This is a genomic window from Streptomyces sp. NRRL S-1813 (assembly GCF_000719605.1).
Lineage (GTDB): Bacteria > Actinomycetota > Actinomycetes > Streptomycetales > Streptomycetaceae > Streptomyces > Streptomyces decoyicus.
Window position 1 is genome coordinate 127,656 of sequence record NZ_JOHB01000011.1, and the last position, 15,768, is coordinate 143,423.

A 15,768-nucleotide genomic window follows, 5' to 3' on the forward strand; every position below is an offset into this window, starting at 1 on the left:
GCCCGTCATGGCATGGATCCTGCTCATGGCCGCCGGCCTGCTGGAGGTCGGCTGGTCGGTCGGAATGAAGTTCACCGACGGTTTCACCCGACTGTGGCCCAGCGTTTTCACCGGCGCGGGCATCGTCGCCAGCATGCTGCTGCTCTCGTACGCGGCCCGGACCCTGCCGATAGGGACGGCCTACGGCGTGTGGGTCGGCATCGGCGCGGCCGGTGCGGCGGTGGTCGGCATGATGGTGCTCGGCGAGCCGGCCACGGCGGCCCGGATCTTCTTCATCTGCCTGTTGCTGGTGGCGGTCGTCGGGCTCAAGGCGACGTCCGGGCACTGACGGTAGGTCCGCGCACTCCTGGCGGCCGCCACCCGTACGGCACTTCCCGCGTCCCCCGTATGGCGCTCCCCGCGTCCCTCTGCGGCTCCCCGCGTCCCCGTACGGCGCCCCCCTACGGGCGCACGCCCTGCCTCCGGCCCTTACCCGTCGCCCCACCTCCACCGCATCCGCTGCTCCAGGTCGTCGCCGCTCTGGGGCGCCACCGTCGGGAAATCGTTGGTGGGCTCGGTGGTCGGTGCGGGCTCGGTGGCGGGGGTGGGGGTGGGCGGTTCGACGGTCGGAGGGGTCGTCGGGGCGCCGGTGGGCGGCGTGGGGAGGGTGGTGGATCCGGTCGGGCCGGTGGACGGCGCGCCCGACGCGCTGGGCGAGGCCGAGTCGCTGCCGGACGGCGAGGGTGACACCGGCTCCGCGCCCTCCGCCAGTTGCAGGTCGAAGTCGCGGACCGGGCGCCCGTTCAGCGCGGCCGCGGTGTAGTCGGCCCAGATCTGGGCGGGGTAGTCGCCGCCGTTGACCCGGGAGAGGCCCCCCGCGCCGTACAGGGGCTCCTGGGCGGCGCTCTTCGGGTTCTGTCCCAGCACCGCGACGACCGTGGCGAGATCGGGGGTGTAGCCCGCGAACCACGCGGCCTTGTCCTCTTCGGCGGTGCCGGTCTTGCCGGCCGCGGGCCGCCCGGCGCCCTGCGCGGCGGTGCCGGTGCCGCCGTCGACGACGCTGCGCAGGATCGAGGTGGTGGTGTCGGCGGCCGCGCGCGGGATCGCGGTGGTCTCCTCGCGCTCGGGCAGTTCGAGGTCCTCCTCGCTCTTGGTGACCTTGTCGACGAGGCTGTACGGCCGGTGGGTGCCGTGGTGGGCGAGGGTGGCGTAGACCTGGGTCATGTCCAGGACGCTGGGGGTGGCGGTACCCAGCGAGATCGCGCCCTCGGACGAGGCGAGGCTGGGGGTGTCGGCGGGAATGCCCAGGTCGACTGCGGTGGCCTTGACCTTGGCGGGGCCGACGTCGATGCCCAGCTGGGCGTAGACGGCGTTGACGGATTTGTCGGTGGCCTCGGTGACGGTGATCGGGCCGTAGGAGCGGTCGTCCTCGTTGGCGGGCGCGAAACCGGTGCGGGAGCCGTGACTGACCGTCATCCGCTTGTTGGTGCCGTCGTAGACGGTGTTGGGGGTGATCCGCTCGCCGTCCTGGGTGGTGGAGTTGTTCTGTACGGCGGAGGCGAAGACGATCGGCTTGAAGGTGGAGCCCACCTGGTAGTCGCGGCGGGTGGCGCCGTTGACGAACTGCTGGGCGTAGTCGATGCCGCCGTAGAGGGCGACGACCCGGCCGCTCGCGGGGTCGATGGAGGCGCCGCCGGCCCGGACGTAGCCGTCGACCTTCCGGGAGTCGTCGAGGCGGTCCATCACCCGGGTGTTGACCGCTTTGACGAAGGCGTTCTGGCGCTTCTTGCTGATGGTGGTGGTGATGCGGTAGCCGCCGGCCCGCAGGGTGTCCTCGTCGAGGATCTCGTTGTCGGTGAGGTAGTTCTTGACCGCCTCGACGAGGTAGCCGCGCTGGCCGGACAGCCCCGCGGAGGGCTTGGCGGGCTGCGGCATGGGGAACTCCAGCGCGGCCCGGTCGGCCTTGCTGAGCCACTTCTGCGACACCATGCCGTCCAGGACGTAGTGCCAGCGCGCCAGTACCCGTGCGCGGTTGCCGGGGTGGGCGCTGATGTCGTAGGCGCTGGGGGCGTTGAGGAGGGTGGCGAGATAGGCGCCCTGGGCGAGGGTCAGCTGCTCGGCGTTGCGGCCGTAGTAGGACTGGGCGGCGGCCTGGATGCCGTAGGCGTTGCGGCCGTAGTAGCTGGAGTTGAGGTAGCCCTCCAGGATGTTGTCCTTGCTCACCTCGCGGTCCAGCTTGATGGCGATGAAGAATTCCTTGGCCTTGCGGGTGACGGTCTGTTCCTGGCCGAGGTAGTAGTTCTTCACGTACTGCTGGGTGATGGTGGAGCCGGACTGTTTGCCCTTGCCGGTCACGGTGTTCCAGGCGGCGCGCAGCATCGCGGCGGGATCGACCGCGGACTCGGAGTGGAAATCCCGGTCCTCGGCGGCGAGTACGGCCTGCTGGACGGACTTCGGGACCTGGCTGAGTTTGACGTTCTGCCGGTTGACCTCGCCGTCGCGGGCCAGCTCGGAGCCGTCGGAGTAGAGGTAGACGGTGCTCTGGGCCTTGGCGGCGCTGTTGGCCGCAGGGATGCCGACGAGCAGATAGCCGGCGACCAGCCCGCCGACGACGAGCAGCAGGAACAGCAGCACGGTGCCCAGCACCATGCGCCAGGTGGGGAGGACACGGCGCCAGCCTGTGCGTTGTCCGCTCATGTCGGTAAGGACTCCTCGGCCGCCGCCGAAGGTTGTACTGCGGCGGTCGTGTCGTGTCGGGGGTTTCGCGCGGTACGCCGCCAGAGCAACTGCCGCCCGTTGGGAAACTCTCGCATCATGTGCCCCGGTCGGGCGGGTTGGCACACACCGAAGTCCGTAGGCCGACCGGCTGAACGGCCGCCACGGCTCACCCGAAGCGGTGATAATGCGATGGCGCCCGCCGCGCCCGCGACATTAGGCTCCGGTGTTTTGTCCGTCCGACGACAACGGGGCTGGGGGAACGGGTCGTGTGGTACGTCGCGGTGGCGGCCGGCAGCTTCCGGCGGTACGCCACCTATCGGATCGCCACCGTGGCCGGCGTGTTCACCAACACCGTCTTCGGCTTCATCGTCGCCTACACCTATATCGCACTGTGGGACGAGCGGCCGCATCTGGGCGGCTACGACCAGGCGCAGGCACTGGCCTTCGTGTGGACGGCGCAGGCGCTGCTGGCCACCGCGGCGCTGATGGGCGGCGGCGGCCTGGACGAGCTCCAGGAGCGGATCCGCACCGGCGACATCGCGGTGGACCTCTACCGGCCCGCGGATCTCCAGCTGTGGTGGCTGGCCGCGGATCTGGGGCGGGCCGGGCTTCAGCTGATCGGCCGCGGGGTGGTGCCGATGGCGGTGGGCGCCCTGGCCTTTCCGCTCGCGCTGCCCGGTGATCCGCTGACCTGGGGCTGTTTCCTGCTGTCGGTGCTGTTCGGGGTGCTGGTCAGTTTCGCGCTGCGCTATCTCGTCGCGCTGGCCTCGTTCTGGCTCCTCGACGGTGCGGGGCTGGCCCTGATCAGCGGCCTGGCCTGCATGTTCTTCTCGGGGATGGTGCTGCCGCTGCGGGTCTTCCCCGGCGCCCTGGGCGAGGTGGCCCAGGTGCTGCCGTGGGCGGCGGTCCTCCAGGTGCCGGCCGATGTGCTGGTGGGTGCGCGCAGCGGGGGCGCGCTGTGGCGGGGCCTGGTGTTCCAGGCCGCGTGGGGGGTGGCGCTGCTGGCGCTGGGACGGCTGGTGCAGTCGGCGGCGACCCGCAAGGTGGTGGTGCACGGTGGCTAGCGGCGGGCCGGGGGAGTGGGCCGGCGACGGGAGGGGCCGGGTCGTCCAGGGGCTCTTCGCGTACGGGCTGATCGTACGGATGTGGGTACGCTCGGCCCTCGCCTACCGGACCTCGTTCGTGATGATGGCGGTCGGCAACTTCGCGGCCAACGGGCTGGACTTCGTCGCGATCATGCTGATGTTCTCGCGGATCGATGCCCTCGGCGGGTTCTCGCTGCCCGAAGTGGCCTTTCTGTATGGGACGTCCGGTGTCTCGCTGGGGCTGGCGGATCTGCTGCTGGGCAGCGTCGAGGGGCTGGGCCGGCGGGTGCGGGACGGCACCCTCGACACCCTGCTGCTGCGCCCCGTACCGGTCTTCGCGCAGATCGCGGCGGACCGCTTCGCGCTGCGCAGGCTGGGCCGGATCACCCAGGCGCTGCTGGTGCTCGGCTGGTCGCTGCCCCTTCTCCAGGTGGACTGGACGCTGGGCCGGGTGCTGATGGTGCCGCTGATGGCGCTGTGCGGAGCGGCCATTTTCGCGGCGGTCTTCACGGCGGGCGCCGCCTTCCAGTTCTGGGCGCAGGACGCGGCCGAGGTGCAGAACTCCTTTACCTACGGGGGCAACGCGATGCTCCAGTACCCGCCGACGGTGTTCGCCAGGGAACTGGTGCGCGGTGTCACCTTCCTCGTCCCGCTGGCCTTTGTGAACTGGCTGCCCGCGCTGCGGCTGCTGGGCCGGCCCGATCCGCTGGGGCTGCCGGGCTGGGTGGACTTCATGGGGCCCGTGGTGGCGGCGCTGATGTGTGCGGGGGCGGGGCTGGCGTGGCGGCTGGGGCTCCGGGCGTACCGCAGCACGGGCAGCTGACGAAACGTCAAGTCAGGGCGTACGAACGCACACGAACGGGATGACGGAGGAGGCACGTGGTGAGCGATACCGCCGGGGCACCGCAGCTGATCGAGGTGGACGGCGTCGAGAAGGTCTTCTCGGTGCGGCGCAAGGCGGGCCGGCTGCGGCGGGTGCGGCAGGAGGTCCGGGCGGTGGACGGCATCTCCTTCCGGGTGCCGCGCGGTGAGATGGTCGGCTACATCGGCCCGAACGGCGCCGGGAAGTCCACCACCATCAAGATGCTGACGGGCATTCTGGTGCCCAGCGGCGGCAGGCTGCGGATCGCCGGTATCGACCCGGCGCGCGAACGCACCCGCCTCGCCCGCCGGATCGGGGTGGTCTTCGGGCAGCGCACCACCCTGTGGTGGGACCTGCCGCTCAAGGACTCCTACGAGCTGGTGCGGCGGATGTACCGGGTACCGGACGCCCTCTACCGCGCCAACCTGGAACGCTGTGTCGAGCTGCTGGACCTGGGCCCGCTGCTGGCCGTGCCGGTGCGGCAGCTGTCGCTGGGGCAGCGGATGCGCGGCGATATCGCGGCGGCGCTGCTGCACGACCCCGAGGTGCTGTATCTCGACGAGCCGACCATCGGCCTCGATGTGATCAGCAAGGCGAAGGTGCGGGGGTTCCTGCGCGAGGTGAACGCCGAGCGGGGCACCACGGTCCTGCTGACCACCCACGACCTCACCGACATCGAGCAGTTGTGCCGCCGGGTGATGGTCATCGACCACGGCCGGCTGGTCTACGACGGCGGGCTCGACGGGCTGCGGGCGGCCGGTGACGGGGAGCGCACGCTCGTGGTGGACCTGGAGCGGGAACTGCCGCCGATCGAGGGCGTACCGGGCGCCCGTACGGTCAAGGTGGACGGGCCCCGGCAGTGGCTGGCGTTCCCGGCGTCGCAGAGCGCGGCGCCGCTGGTCGCGGCGGTCGCCGCGCGCTATCCGCTGGTGGATCTGTCGGTGCGGGAGCCGGAGATCGAGACCTTGATCGCCGAACTGTACGCGGGCGGCGGGATGCGGGCGGATGCCGGGCGGAGCGGGAGCAACGGGGGCTCGGCGCTCTAATGTGTCCGTATGACTGAAGACCTCCCTGAATTGCGCGCCTCCGACGCCGACCGTGAGCGGGTCGCCGAGATCCTGCGGGACGCCGTCGCGGAAGGGCGGCTGGCGATGGAGGAGTTCGACGAGCGGCTCGACGCGGCGTACAAGGCCCGCACCTACGGGGAGTTGGAGCCGCTCACCGCCGATCTGCCGGTGGCCGCGGCCGGCCCCGCGCCGCTGTCGCTGCGCAAGGAGAGCGGGGCGCCGACGCCGTGGTCGGAGCGGATCGTCAGCGGCACGGAGGGCTCCGCGGTCGGCATCGCCCTCCTGGGCGGCTTCCAGCGCAAGGGCCGGTGGACGATCGGACGCCGGTTCACGGCCGCCTGCCTCATGGGCGGCGGGGAGATCGATCTGCGCGAGGCGAACTTCGCCGGGCCCGAAGTCGTCATCACCTGCTGGGCGGTCATGGGCGGGGTGAACATCGTGGTGCCGCCGGGCGTCGAGGTCGATGTGCGCGGACTGGGCATCATGGGCGGCTTCGACGCGGGTGAGGACGGGGTGCCGGGCGATCCGGGCGCGCCCCGGGTGATCGTCAAGGGGCTGGCGCTGATGGGCGGCGTCGGCGTCGAACGCAAGCTGCTCAGGGCCGAGAAGCGCCGCCTGAAGGAGGAGCGGCGCCGCCTGGCGGACAGCCCCCGCAAGGAGTTGGACTGAGGTGGCGTGTGCTCCGGACAACACACCTAGAGCGAGGCGGGCGCGGCCAGCTTGAGGTGGGCGAGGTTCACTGCGGCGGCCATCGCCCGGAAGCCCTCGTCGCTCGGGTGGAGATGGTCACCGGAGTCGTAGGAGGGCCGCAGCCGCACCGGTGCCGACGGGTCGCGCAGCGCCTTGTCGAAGTCCACGACCTCGTCGTAGACGGCGCCGGAGCGGATGATGCGGTTGACCTGTTCGCGCACCGAATTCAGCAGGTTGGAGTAACCGCGGTGCCCCCCGAACGGCGTAAGGGTGCTGCCGGTGACGCGCAGTCCGCGCGCGTGCGCCTCCCGGACGACCTGCCGCATGCCCTCGGCGATCTTCTGCGGGTCGAGCTGGCGCGGCGTCTTGAACAGGTCGTTCAGCCCGATCTCGACGATCACCGCCTTCACTCCGGTACGCGACAGCGCGTCGCGTTCCAGGCGGGAGAGCACGCTGGGCCCGTTGTTCGGGGAGAACTTGGAGCCGTTGACCAGCAGACGGTTGCCGCTGATGCCCTGGTTGAGGACGCCGTAGCGGGGCGCGCCGGGCTCGGTGCGCAGCCGCGCCGCGAGGAAGTCCGTCCAGCGGTGGTTGGCGCCGGCGGTGGAGGTGATGCCGTCGGTGATCGAGTCGCCGATCGCGACGACCGAGCCCCGGGCCTGGGTGCTCCACACGTCCACACCGGTCAGATAGCGCCAGTACGGGCTCTGCTCGGTGTAGGCCGCGCCGGTGGCGTCCTCGGCCCGGTCGCCGCGCGCCAGGTAGGAGGTCTGCCGGGCGTACGGGTGATAGGTGGCGGGCCCCGAGGGGGACGGGGAGTACGTCGTGACCAGCAGGTCCGCGTCGCCCGGCACCTTCAGCCGGGTCGGGTCGCTGGTGACCGCGCCGCCCGCCGGGATGGTCACCGCGGGCTTGCTGCCGAAGGACAGCCGCCGCATGGTGCCGCTCGCGGCCGTGGGGTTGCTGGGGGCCGCGGCCAGCGCCAGGGTGGCATGGCTGACCACCAGCGGGCGGGTGCCGTAGAGGTTGGAGAGCTGGATGCGGACACCGGAGCCGCCGACGCTGGTGTGCACGACGTTGCGTATCGACATGCCCGCGTAGCCGTTGAGGGTGCCGGGCTCGGCCGCCGCCGCGGCCGCCGACCAGGTGCCGACCCACTGCCCGGAGACCGCCGGCGCCGCCGGGTCGCGCGGCTTGTGCGAGGAACTGCCCAGCCCGTCGTCATCGCTGCCGAAGCCGACGAATATCGCGGTCGAGATCAGCACCACCACTGCCGCCAGACCGGCGAGCAGGGAGTAACCCACACTTTTCTTCATGCGGGAGGGGTCTCCTGGGTAAAGCGGAGCAGCACGCTCCGGGCGGGCAAGGGCAGCGGATGATCAGCGGCACCGTTGCGGTCCGATCGGTCCCTCATGATCCCACGGACCTCAGGTGTGCCGCAGGGCGCCCCGTCGATGCCGGTCGATGCCGGTCGATGCCTCCATGGCATGGACGCGGGGAACTCGTGGTTCGTTCCAGGAGTAGGTCACAGTGGGACTACGGCCGGACCGTCGGCCGGTGCGGGGAGCAGGACGGTCCGGATGGATGGCGGGGGGCACGGTGGGAGCGGTGGAGCGGATGGAACGCACAAAAGCGGATACGGCGCCGAGAGCGGAACGGGCGCAGGCGCCGGACGTGGCGTCGGCGGGCCGGCCCGCGGCGGCCGGTGGTTTCACCTACGGCGCCGCCGACGAGGAGCGCCGGCGTGCCGTACGCCGGATGAAGACACTCGCCACCGGTCTGCTGCTGGCCGTCGCGCTGGTCTACGTCCTGGCGAAATGGGCCGGGGCCTCCGGGGCGGGCGGCTGGACCGGGTTCGTCGCGGCGGCCGCGGAGGCCGGGATGGTCGGTGCGCTGGCCGACTGGTTCGCGGTCACCGCACTGTTCAAGCGGCCGATGGGCCTGCCCATCCCGCATACCGCCATCATCCCCACCAAAAAGGACCAACTGGGTCAGAGCCTGGGTGATTTCGTCGGGGAGAACTTCCTCTCCGGTGAGGTCGTCCGCCACCGCCTGCGCTCCGTCGGCATCGGCCGCCGGGTCGGCGGCTGGCTCGCCGAACCCAAAAACGCCGACCGGGTCACCGCCGAGCTCTCCACCGCACTGCGCGGCGCGCTGACCGTGCTGCGCGACTCCGATGTGCAGGCGGTGGTCGGCGAGGCGATCACCCGCCGCGCCAACGCCCAGGAGATCGCGCCCGGTATCGGCACGATGCTGGAGAGGATCGTCGCCGAGGGCGGCCACAAGCGGGTGGTGGATCTGGTCATCTCCCGCGCCCACGACTGGCTGGTCGAGCACGGCGACTCCGTCATGAGCGCGGTCTCCGGCGGTGCGCCCGGATGGACCCCGAGGTTCGTCGACCGCAGGGTGGGCGACCGGGTCTACAAGGAGCTGATGCGCTTCGTCACCGAGATGCGGGACATGCCCGAGCATCCGGCGCGCGGCGCGATCGACCGTTTCCTGCGGGACTTCGCGGGCGATCTTCAGTCCGACGCGGAGACCCGGGCCAAGGTCGAGCGGCTGAAGTCCGAGGTGCTGGGGCGCGGCGAGGTGCAGGATCTGATCGCCTCGGCCTGGGGCTCGGTGCGCGCGATGATCGTTGCCGCCGCCGAGGACGAGCGCAGCGAACTGCGGCTGCGGGTGCGGGCGGGGCTGCTGTCCCTCGGCCGGCGGCTGGCCGCCGAGGAGCGGCTTCAGGACAAGGTGGACGGCTGGCTGGAGGGCGCGGCCGTCTATGTGGTGACGACCTATCAGAGCGAGATCACGTCCCTGATCACCGACACCGTCGCCGGCTGGGACGCCGAGCACACCTCGAAGAAGATCGAGGCGCACATCGGCCGTGACCTTCAGTTCATCCGCATCAACGGCACCGTCGTCGGCGCACTGGCCGGGCTCGCCATCTACGCCGTCTCGCAGGCCTTCGGCGGCTGACCCCCCGTCCGCCGGCCGGACCGTGCGCCGCCTCTGGTGGCTTGTGCCCGCAGGGCTTACGGTGCCCGCGTGCGGGAGCGGATACCGGTAGTCGTACAGGGGCGGCGCACCCGTCGCTCCCGTGCCGCGCGGGCGCTGTGGACGGGTGCGGAGCTGGCCGTGACGCTCGGCGCCGTCCTCCTGCTGCTCGTGGTGCACCAGCTGTGGTGGACCAACCGTCAGGCGCAGCACGCGGCACACGACCAGGTGACGCGGCTGGAGCGGCAGTGGGACGCGGGGCCGCCGTCACCCGCCGCGCCCCGGGCGGCCGGTGACGACGAGGCAGCGGCGCGGACACCGGAGAGCGCCCCGCCGTCCGGTACGCCCGCCCACCGCACCGCCGGCCGGCCCCTGCCGCCCGGCCGGAACCTCGCCTACGCCGTCCTGCGCATTCCCCGGATCGGCCTCACCGCGCCCGTCGCCCAGGGCGTCGGCAAGGCCGCGGTCCTCAACAAGGGCTATGCCGGCCACTATCCGCACAGCGCGCAGCCCGGCGAGGCCGGCAATGTCGCGCTGGCCGGGCACCGCAACACCCATGGCGAGCCGTTCCGCCACCTCGACCGGCTGCGGACCGGCGACACCGTCCTCATCGACACCGCCGAGGCCCGCTACACCTATGCCGTCCGGCGCATCCTGGCGCGGACCACACCCGCCGACGGCACGGTCCTCGCCACGGTCCCGTACAGCAGCGTGCACCCCTCCTACCGCTTCCCGGCGCCCGGCTCCTATCTCACCCTGACGACCTGTACGCCCGCCTACACGTCCACCTACCGGCTGGTGGTCTGGGGAGTGTTGCGGTCGACACAGTCACGGTGAGGGCGGCGGCGCGTCGCCTAGGCTCTCGCCCCGTGCGAAACGAGTCCCGCGCCGGGCGGACCCCGGGTTCGAGAAAGCGCCCCGCGCTGCTGTGGCTGCTGCTGCCGTATGTGCTGTTCCTGGCGGCGCTGCCGCTGGTGAACCGGGTGACACCGACCGTGCTCGGTCTGCCGTTCCTGTTCTTCTGGATGCTGGTGGCGACGCTGGCGACACCGCTGTCGGTGTGGCTGGCGCGACGCGGCGACCTGAAGCGGGGCCGGGTATGAACGCCACGGTGGCCACCGCCGTGTTCGGCGGGTTCATGGTGCTCACCGTCGTCCTCGGCCTGCTCGCGGTGCGCGGCCGCGGCTCCGGCGGGGGGCTGACGGAGTGGTCGGTGGGCGGCCGGAGCCTGGGGACCGTCTTCATCTGGGTGCTGATGGCCGGTGAGAGCTATACGAGCTTCAGCTACCTCGGCGCGGCCGGCTGGGGCTACAACTTCGGCGCCCCGGTGCTCTACGTCCTGGCCTATATGTCCTGCGGCTATGCGCTCGGGTACGTCGTCGGGCCGATGCTGTGGGCCTACGCCCGCCGGCACGGCCTGGTCGGCATCACCGACATGATCGCGCACCGCTACCGGTCGCCCTGGCTCGGCGCCGCCGTCGCCCTGCTGGCCACCGTCTGCCTGCTGCCGTACATCCAGCTCCAGATCACCGGCATGGGCGTGGTCGTGTCCACGATTTCCTACGGCGCCATCAGTCTCAACTGGGCTTATTTCCTGGCCTTCGCCGTCACCACCGGCTTCGTCGTGGTGAGCGGACTGCGCGGCAGCGCCTGGGTGTCGGTGCTCAAGGACATTCTCGTCATCGGCACCCTCGGGTTCCTCGCGGTCTATGTGCCGCTGCACTACTTCGACGGCTACGGCCCGTTCCTGGACCGCATAGTCGCCGAGAAGCCGCAGTGGCTGGCCTTCCCGGGCCACGCGTCGGGCGGTCTGGGCTCGGTCTGGTTCATCACCACCACCGTGGTCAACTCCCTTACCGTGGTGATCTTCCCGACGACCGTGGCGGGCTATCTGGGCGCCCGCAACGCCGATGCGCTGCGCCGCAACGCGATGTACCTGCCCTTCTACAACGTGCTGTTGTTCGTGCCGATGCTGCTGGGGATGGCGGCGCTGTTCGTGGTGCCCGGGCTGGTGGGCGCGGACTCCAATCTCGCGTTGTTCAAGCTGGTGGTGGACTCCCTTCCGGCCTGGGCCGTGGGGCTGATCGGGGTGGCCGCCGCCCTCTCCTCCATCGTGCCGATGGCCGTTTTCATGCTGGTCATCGGCACGATGTGGGGGAGGAGCGTGCTGGGCGCGCTGTCGCGTCCGGGTGGCGGGGCAGCCGGGGAGGCTTCCGGGGAAGGACGCCCGGGGGCGTCGGGCGGGCGGCAGAAGCTGTGGTCGCAGCTGGTCGTGGTGGTGGCCGGCGCGCTGGCGCTGCTGCTGACCTACACCGCCCCCGACACCCTCGTCCGGCTGTCCTTGATTTCGTACGAGGGCATGGCGCAGCTCGTGCCGATGCTGCTGCTGGGGCTGGTGTGGCGGCGGCTGACGCGATGCGCCGCGGTGAGCGGCCTGGTGGCGGGCTTTGCGCTCGTCTGTGTCCTGGTCTTCGGGGGACACGACCCGGTCTGGGGGATGAACGCGGGGATCGTCGCTCTCGCCGTGAATGTGGCGGTGGCGCTCCTGGTCACCTGGCTGGGGCCGCGCGATACGGACGAGAGGCCGGACGCCGAGGTGCTGGCGCTGGAGGACGAGTTCCCCCGGGACGGTGCGTTGCCGCAGGGCGGGACGGTCAGCCCTCCGGTGTCGTCGTGATCTTCTTGCCCTCCTTGGAAACCGCGAACCACAGGCCCATCTTGCCCTGGCCGTTGATGTCACCGGGCTGCTCGTCGCCGGTGAACCAGTAGACCGGCCAGCAGTCGACGGCCAGCTGACGGGTGCCGTCGGGGCGGGTGACGGTGCTGATGAGCTTGGGGGCGATGCCGTTGAGCTTGGAGCGGTCGGCGGGCTTGGCGGGCTTCCAGGTGTCCAGGCAGGCGTCGTTGCAGCCGAACTTCATCGGCCAGGCGCTGTCCTTGTTGAAGCGGTAGAGGGTGCGGCCCTTGCCGTCGACGAGGAGGGAGCCGAGCTGGGGGTGGTCGAACACCGAGACATCGCCGGGCTTCTGGGCGCCGGCCTTCTTGCCGTCGGCGGCCAGCGCGTTCCAGGTGCCGCCCACGCCCTGGCCCTTGGTGTCGCCGGGCTTGGTGTCCTTGGCGAAGCGGTAGGCGGGCCAGCCGCCGATGGTGAGCTGCTTGGTGCCGTCGGCGCGGGTGACCGAGCCGAGCTTGCTCTTGTCGATACCGGCCGGGGCGTTGGCGCCGTCGGCGGGGACCACCGGCCAGGTGGTGGCGCAGGAGCCGGAGCAGTTGGACTTCGACGGGTCCGGGGTGTCCTTGTCGAAGCGGTAGAGGGTCATGCCCTTGGAGTCGGTGACGACCGGGCCGAGCTTGGCGTCCTGGTGCAGGGCCAGCGTGCCGGCGCTGGGCGCGGCCTGCGGGGCCTTGCCGCCGGTGTTGGCGGTGTCGCCGCCCGCCTGGCCGCCGCCTGAGGAGCCGTAGCCGTAGTCGCTGGTGCCCTGTCCTGCGGGCTGGACGTTGTCGGTGGTGGGGGTGCCGGCGCTCTGGTTGCCGCTGCTGCCGCAGGCGGCGGTCAGGGCCAGGGTGGCGACCGCCGTGGCCGCGAGACCCGCACGACGTCGAGTGATCATGATGTCTCCTCTGTCGGGTGGTGATTTCGTCGCTTGCTGAGGTGGTGGCTGAGAAGGCGGCCCGGGTGCCGTGGTGGCCCGGGGCCCCGGCGGGGTGCCGTCGCCGGGGGAATACGGGCTACGGGGTGCCGGGCGTTCAACGGAGCCGAAGAATTTTCTCCGCGGGCAAAAACCCTGCCCCACGCCTCAGTTGCCGCCCTGTACCCGCAGCGCGAGTGCCGGGCAGCGGCGCACCGCGAGCTGCGCACGGCGCCGCATCCGGGCCGGCAGCGGCATGCTGGCCTTCTCCGGATAGCCGTCCGGGCCCAGCTTGATGATGCCGGGCACCACATCCGCGCACAGGCCGTGGCCGCGGCACAGCGTCCAGTCGACCAGCAGCCGTTCCTGCGGCGGCGCGGCGGTCTTGTGCGGGGCGGACGGCGGCGTGGGCACGGTGGACGGCAGCGGCCGGCTCCCGGTGACCGGCAGCGCGCCGGTCACCTGGCGGCCGCATCCGAACCCCTGCGCATGACGCTCGAACTCCTCGGGGAAGGCGCCGAGGGCCGAGGCGACGAAGCGCGAGGTGCCGTCCGGATGGCTGCACGCGCCGCGCTTCTCGACGGCCCGCATCCGCGTCTGTACGGCTTCCAGGGCGCCGGCACCGCCGCCCCGTACGGCGCGGTCGAGCTGCTCGGCGAGCGCGGGCAGCCCCAGCACGCAGGGGCCGCACTGGCCGGCCGATTCGGCGCCCATCCACTGTGCGACGCGTACCGTCTCGCCTGCGGGGCAGGTGTCGTACGGCAGCGGCAGCACCGCACCGGCACCGAGCACCGCCTTGTACTCGGCCAGCGACTCCTTCGACAGCTTCGCGGTCAGTGCGTCGGTCGGGGACACGAAGGTGCCGTGGTAGCCGCCGATCAGCACGCCCTGGCCCTGGTCCATGCCGCACAGCGCCAGGACCCGGGCCAGCGAAACCCCGTAGGGGACCTCCACGACCATGCTGCCGGCGACGGTCAGCAGCAGTGTGCCGGGCTCCGTCGGCAGGCCCGCGGTGCGGTAGCCGAGCGCGCCGAGCCGGGCGGCCACGGCGAGCTGGGCGTAGGTCTCGGTGTTCGACAGCAGGGTCGGCACACCGTTCAGGCCGCGTTCGCTGGAGCGGATCTTGCGGCCCGAGGGGAGGCCGGGGCCGCCGCTCAGCCCGTTCGTCATCGCGGAGCCCTCGCCGGTGACGAACCGTTCGGTCAGCAGGCTGACCCGTAACGTCGGCCGCACCGGGCCCCGTTCGTCGATCGCGCGCTGCACGGAGCTCAGGACGTCCATACGGGTCACCCCGATGGCGACCTCGTGGGCGCCCAGGGCGTCGGCGGCCAGCAGGGCGCCGTCGATCACCAGGTGCGGCGCGTGCAGCAGCATCGCGGTGTCCTTGAGGCAGCTGGGCTCGCCCTCGCTGCCGTTGACGACCACCGCGCCCTTGCCGTCGGCCTTGTGCATCCCGTCCATGACGGCGGTCAGCTTGCGGGCGAAGGGGAAACCCGCACCTCCCCGGCCGCGCAGATCGATGTCCTCGGCCAGCGCCACCAGCTCCGTGGAGTTGAGCTGGGGCAGGCTGCCGTGCCGGGACAGATGCGCCACCCGGTCCATGCGCGGCATCTCGTCGAGGCCGGCCAGCAGCCGGGGCGGGCCGAAGGACGCCAGCGTCGGTACGGGCTCCGGGCCGGGGACGGCCGGGAGCGGGCGGGTAGGGGCGGGGGCGGTCATGGGAGTTCTCCTGTGTTCCTGCGTGAGTCGCGCATCCGCAGCGCGAGTCGTACGGCCACCGCGACGAGGCAGATGGCATAGCCGACGAGGGCATAGCCGGCCGCGGGGCGGCCCGCCCTGAGGCCGTGCACCAGGGCCAGCCCCCAGGCGGCGTACGCGCTCATGTGCAGCGCCCGCCACCACCGGGAAGCGGTGATGCCGGTGAAGGCGCCGCGCACCGCGCCGGTCACCGCGACGGCGATGAACACGTAGGCGGCGAGGGTGCCGAGGCCGATGAGGCCGGGGCGGGCGCCATCGGTGAAGGGCACCGCGGCGGCCATCGCATCGGTGTGGCCCTCGGTGACCTTGACCCAGATGTGCAGGCCGAGGAAGCCGAGGCCGGCGACGCCGGTGCCGCGGTGCACGGCCTGGGCGAGCAGCCGGTGGCCGGACTTCAGCACCATCCGGTCGGTGGCGGCCAGGCCCCACAGCACGGTGACCGACAGGGAGACCAGCGCGAGCACCCCGGCGCCGAAGTCGAGGAAGTTCATCAGGCCGTCCATCGCGCCGGAGCGCAGCATGACGGCGAGGAAGAGCAGCAGTGCGGCCGGAAGCGCCGGGCGGAGCGCGGCAGTTCCGGCGAAGCCGCCGGCCGGTCGGCGGGCCGACGGCCCGGGTTCGTTCGGGGGGCGCCGGGGGCGAGGCACGAAAGGCGAAGGCCGGGCTCGGTGTGCGGCGCGTCGGCTCTGCATACGCGGTGCGGACATCGGACCTCCCGGTGTCAGGGCGCGGGTGCGGGATGCGAATTTCGATGAAATCTCCCGGGGGCGTAATTTGCCCGGGGCTTTTGTTCCGGTGACCCCCGGTAACACTAAACATTCTGTAACCGGTCGGATACGCAGGGCCGTAATCCGGATGTGTAAAAGCATCTCCGAACGCGTTCAGGCTTTCGTAAGGTTTATCGCGCTGTGACAAATTCCTGCACTGGCATCGCGGTCCCGCGGGGTGACTCCGGATGATGCCGACTCAGGCGCACGGGGGGCGCCAATCCC

General features: G+C 71.6%; 14 protein-coding genes. 9 read left to right on the forward strand and 5 right to left on the reverse strand.

Annotated features, from left to right (window positions below; all coding sequences use genetic code 11):
* The first annotated feature begins 7 nt into the window (after positions 1–7).
* A complete protein-coding gene (locus IF67_RS0118340) occupies positions 8–328 on the forward strand; it encodes a DMT family transporter (protein ID WP_030986932.1) in 321 nt (106 codons plus the stop codon).
* Between the two features lie 140 nt (positions 329–468).
* Here the strand turns inward: IF67_RS0118340 and IF67_RS0118345 are convergent, their stop codons facing one another.
* On the reverse strand, positions 469–2,676 hold the full coding sequence (locus tag IF67_RS0118345; protein ID WP_037839536.1) for a transglycosylase domain-containing protein: 2,208 nt from the start codon (positions 2,674–2,676) through the stop codon (positions 469–471).
* A gap of 287 nt (positions 2,677–2,963) precedes the next feature.
* On the opposite strand from IF67_RS0118345, the gene IF67_RS0118350 reads away from it, so the two are divergent.
* The 4 genes from IF67_RS0118350 to IF67_RS0118365 all read left to right on the forward strand — a co-directional run bounded on the left by IF67_RS0118350 (position 2,964) and on the right by IF67_RS0118365 (position 6,380).
* Positions 2,964–3,761, forward strand: coding sequence for an ABC transporter permease (locus IF67_RS0118350; protein ID WP_030986935.1), 798 nt, complete (start codon positions 2,964–2,966; stop codon positions 3,759–3,761).
* 79 nt (positions 3,762–3,840) lie between these two features.
* The gene (locus tag IF67_RS0118355) at positions 3,841–4,605 is read left to right on the forward strand and encodes an ABC transporter permease (RefSeq protein ID WP_107050247.1); all 765 of its coding nucleotides are present in this window, start codon (positions 3,841–3,843) and stop codon (positions 4,603–4,605) included.
* 59 nt (positions 4,606–4,664) lie between these two features.
* Positions 4,665–5,690, forward strand: a complete 1,026-nt coding sequence (locus tag IF67_RS0118360) for an ABC transporter ATP-binding protein (RefSeq protein ID WP_107050245.1) — start codon at positions 4,665–4,667, stop codon at positions 5,688–5,690.
* Positions 5,691–5,699: 9 nt separating this feature from the next.
* A complete protein-coding gene (locus IF67_RS0118365) occupies positions 5,700–6,380 on the forward strand; it encodes a DUF1707 SHOCT-like domain-containing protein (protein WP_030986941.1) in 681 nt (226 codons plus the stop codon).
* Positions 6,381–6,406: 26 nt separating this feature from the next.
* Here IF67_RS0118365 and IF67_RS0118370 read toward each other — a convergent pair whose 3' ends face one another.
* Positions 6,407–7,717 carry an SGNH/GDSL hydrolase family protein gene (locus IF67_RS0118370; protein WP_030986943.1) on the reverse strand — a complete coding sequence of 437 codons (1,311 nt, stop codon included), beginning with the start codon at positions 7,715–7,717 and terminating at the stop codon, positions 6,407–6,409.
* Positions 7,718–8,018: 301 nt separating this feature from the next.
* Here IF67_RS0118370 and IF67_RS0118375 point away from each other — a divergent pair, with 301 nt between their 5' ends.
* The 4 genes from IF67_RS0118375 to IF67_RS0118390 all read left to right on the forward strand — a co-directional run bounded on the left by IF67_RS0118375 (position 8,019) and on the right by IF67_RS0118390 (position 12,066).
* Positions 8,019–9,371: a DUF445 domain-containing protein gene (locus IF67_RS0118375; protein ID WP_030986945.1), complete on the forward strand. Its 1,353-nt coding sequence runs from the start codon at positions 8,019–8,021 to the stop codon at positions 9,369–9,371.
* 69 nt (positions 9,372–9,440) lie between these two features.
* Positions 9,441–10,226: a class E sortase gene (locus IF67_RS0118380; protein ID WP_158713111.1), complete on the forward strand. Its 786-nt coding sequence runs from the start codon at positions 9,441–9,443 to the stop codon at positions 10,224–10,226.
* A 32-nt stretch (positions 10,227–10,258) separates the two neighbouring features.
* Positions 10,259–10,492 (forward strand): DUF3311 domain-containing protein, encoded by a 234-nt coding sequence (locus IF67_RS0118385; RefSeq protein WP_051818229.1) that lies wholly within the window; start codon positions 10,259–10,261, stop codon positions 10,490–10,492.
* Complete coding sequence (locus tag IF67_RS0118390) at positions 10,489–12,066, forward strand: sodium:solute symporter family protein (protein WP_037839539.1); 1,578 nt, start codon at positions 10,489–10,491, stop codon at positions 12,064–12,066. Before IF67_RS0118385 ends, IF67_RS0118390 begins: the two co-directional genes overlap by 4 nt.
* On the opposite strand, the gene IF67_RS0118395 is transcribed toward IF67_RS0118390, so the two are convergent.
* The 3 genes from IF67_RS0118395 to IF67_RS0118405 all read right to left on the reverse strand — a co-directional run bounded on the left by IF67_RS0118395 (position 12,044) and on the right by IF67_RS0118405 (position 15,423).
* Positions 12,044–13,000, reverse strand: coding sequence for an SCO0930 family lipoprotein (locus IF67_RS0118395; protein WP_030986952.1), 957 nt, complete (start codon positions 12,998–13,000; stop codon positions 12,044–12,046). The genes IF67_RS0118390 and IF67_RS0118395 overlap by 23 nt on opposite strands.
* Before the next feature lie 186 nt (positions 13,001–13,186).
* Positions 13,187–14,737 (reverse strand): NADH-quinone oxidoreductase subunit NuoF family protein, encoded by a 1,551-nt coding sequence (locus IF67_RS0118400; RefSeq protein ID WP_030986954.1) that lies wholly within the window; start codon positions 14,735–14,737, stop codon positions 13,187–13,189.
* Positions 14,734–15,423, reverse strand: a complete 690-nt coding sequence (locus tag IF67_RS0118405) for a hypothetical protein (RefSeq protein WP_234341181.1) — start codon at positions 15,421–15,423, stop codon at positions 14,734–14,736. The genes IF67_RS0118400 and IF67_RS0118405 overlap by 4 nt, the downstream gene beginning before the upstream one ends.
* Between the last annotated feature and the right edge of the window lie 345 nt (positions 15,424–15,768).

Bases quoted from the DNA above. Each gene is read 5' to 3' on its own strand.
- IF67_RS0118340 (WP_030986932.1), top strand. From the start codon at position 8: ATGGCATGGATCCTGCTCATGGCCGCCGGCCTGCTGGAGGTCGGCTGG.
- IF67_RS0118345 (WP_037839536.1), bottom strand. From the start codon at position 2,676: ATGAGCGGACAACGCACAGGCTGGCGCCGTGTCCTCCCCACCTGGCGC.
- IF67_RS0118355 (WP_107050247.1), top strand. From the start codon at position 3,841: ATGTGGGTACGCTCGGCCCTCGCCTACCGGACCTCGTTCGTGATGATG.
- IF67_RS0118365 (WP_030986941.1), top strand. From the start codon at position 5,700: ATGACTGAAGACCTCCCTGAATTGCGCGCCTCCGACGCCGACCGTGAG.
- IF67_RS0118370 (WP_030986943.1), bottom strand. From the start codon at position 7,717: ATGAAGAAAAGTGTGGGTTACTCCCTGCTCGCCGGTCTGGCGGCAGTG.
- IF67_RS0118375 (WP_030986945.1), top strand. From the start codon at position 8,019: ATGGAACGCACAAAAGCGGATACGGCGCCGAGAGCGGAACGGGCGCAG.
- IF67_RS0118390 (WP_037839539.1), top strand. From the start codon at position 10,489: ATGAACGCCACGGTGGCCACCGCCGTGTTCGGCGGGTTCATGGTGCTC.
- IF67_RS0118395 (WP_030986952.1), bottom strand. From the start codon at position 13,000: ATGATCACTCGACGTCGTGCGGGTCTCGCGGCCACGGCGGTCGCCACC.
- IF67_RS0118400 (WP_030986954.1), bottom strand. From the start codon at position 14,737: ATGACCGCCCCCGCCCCTACCCGCCCGCTCCCGGCCGTCCCCGGCCCG.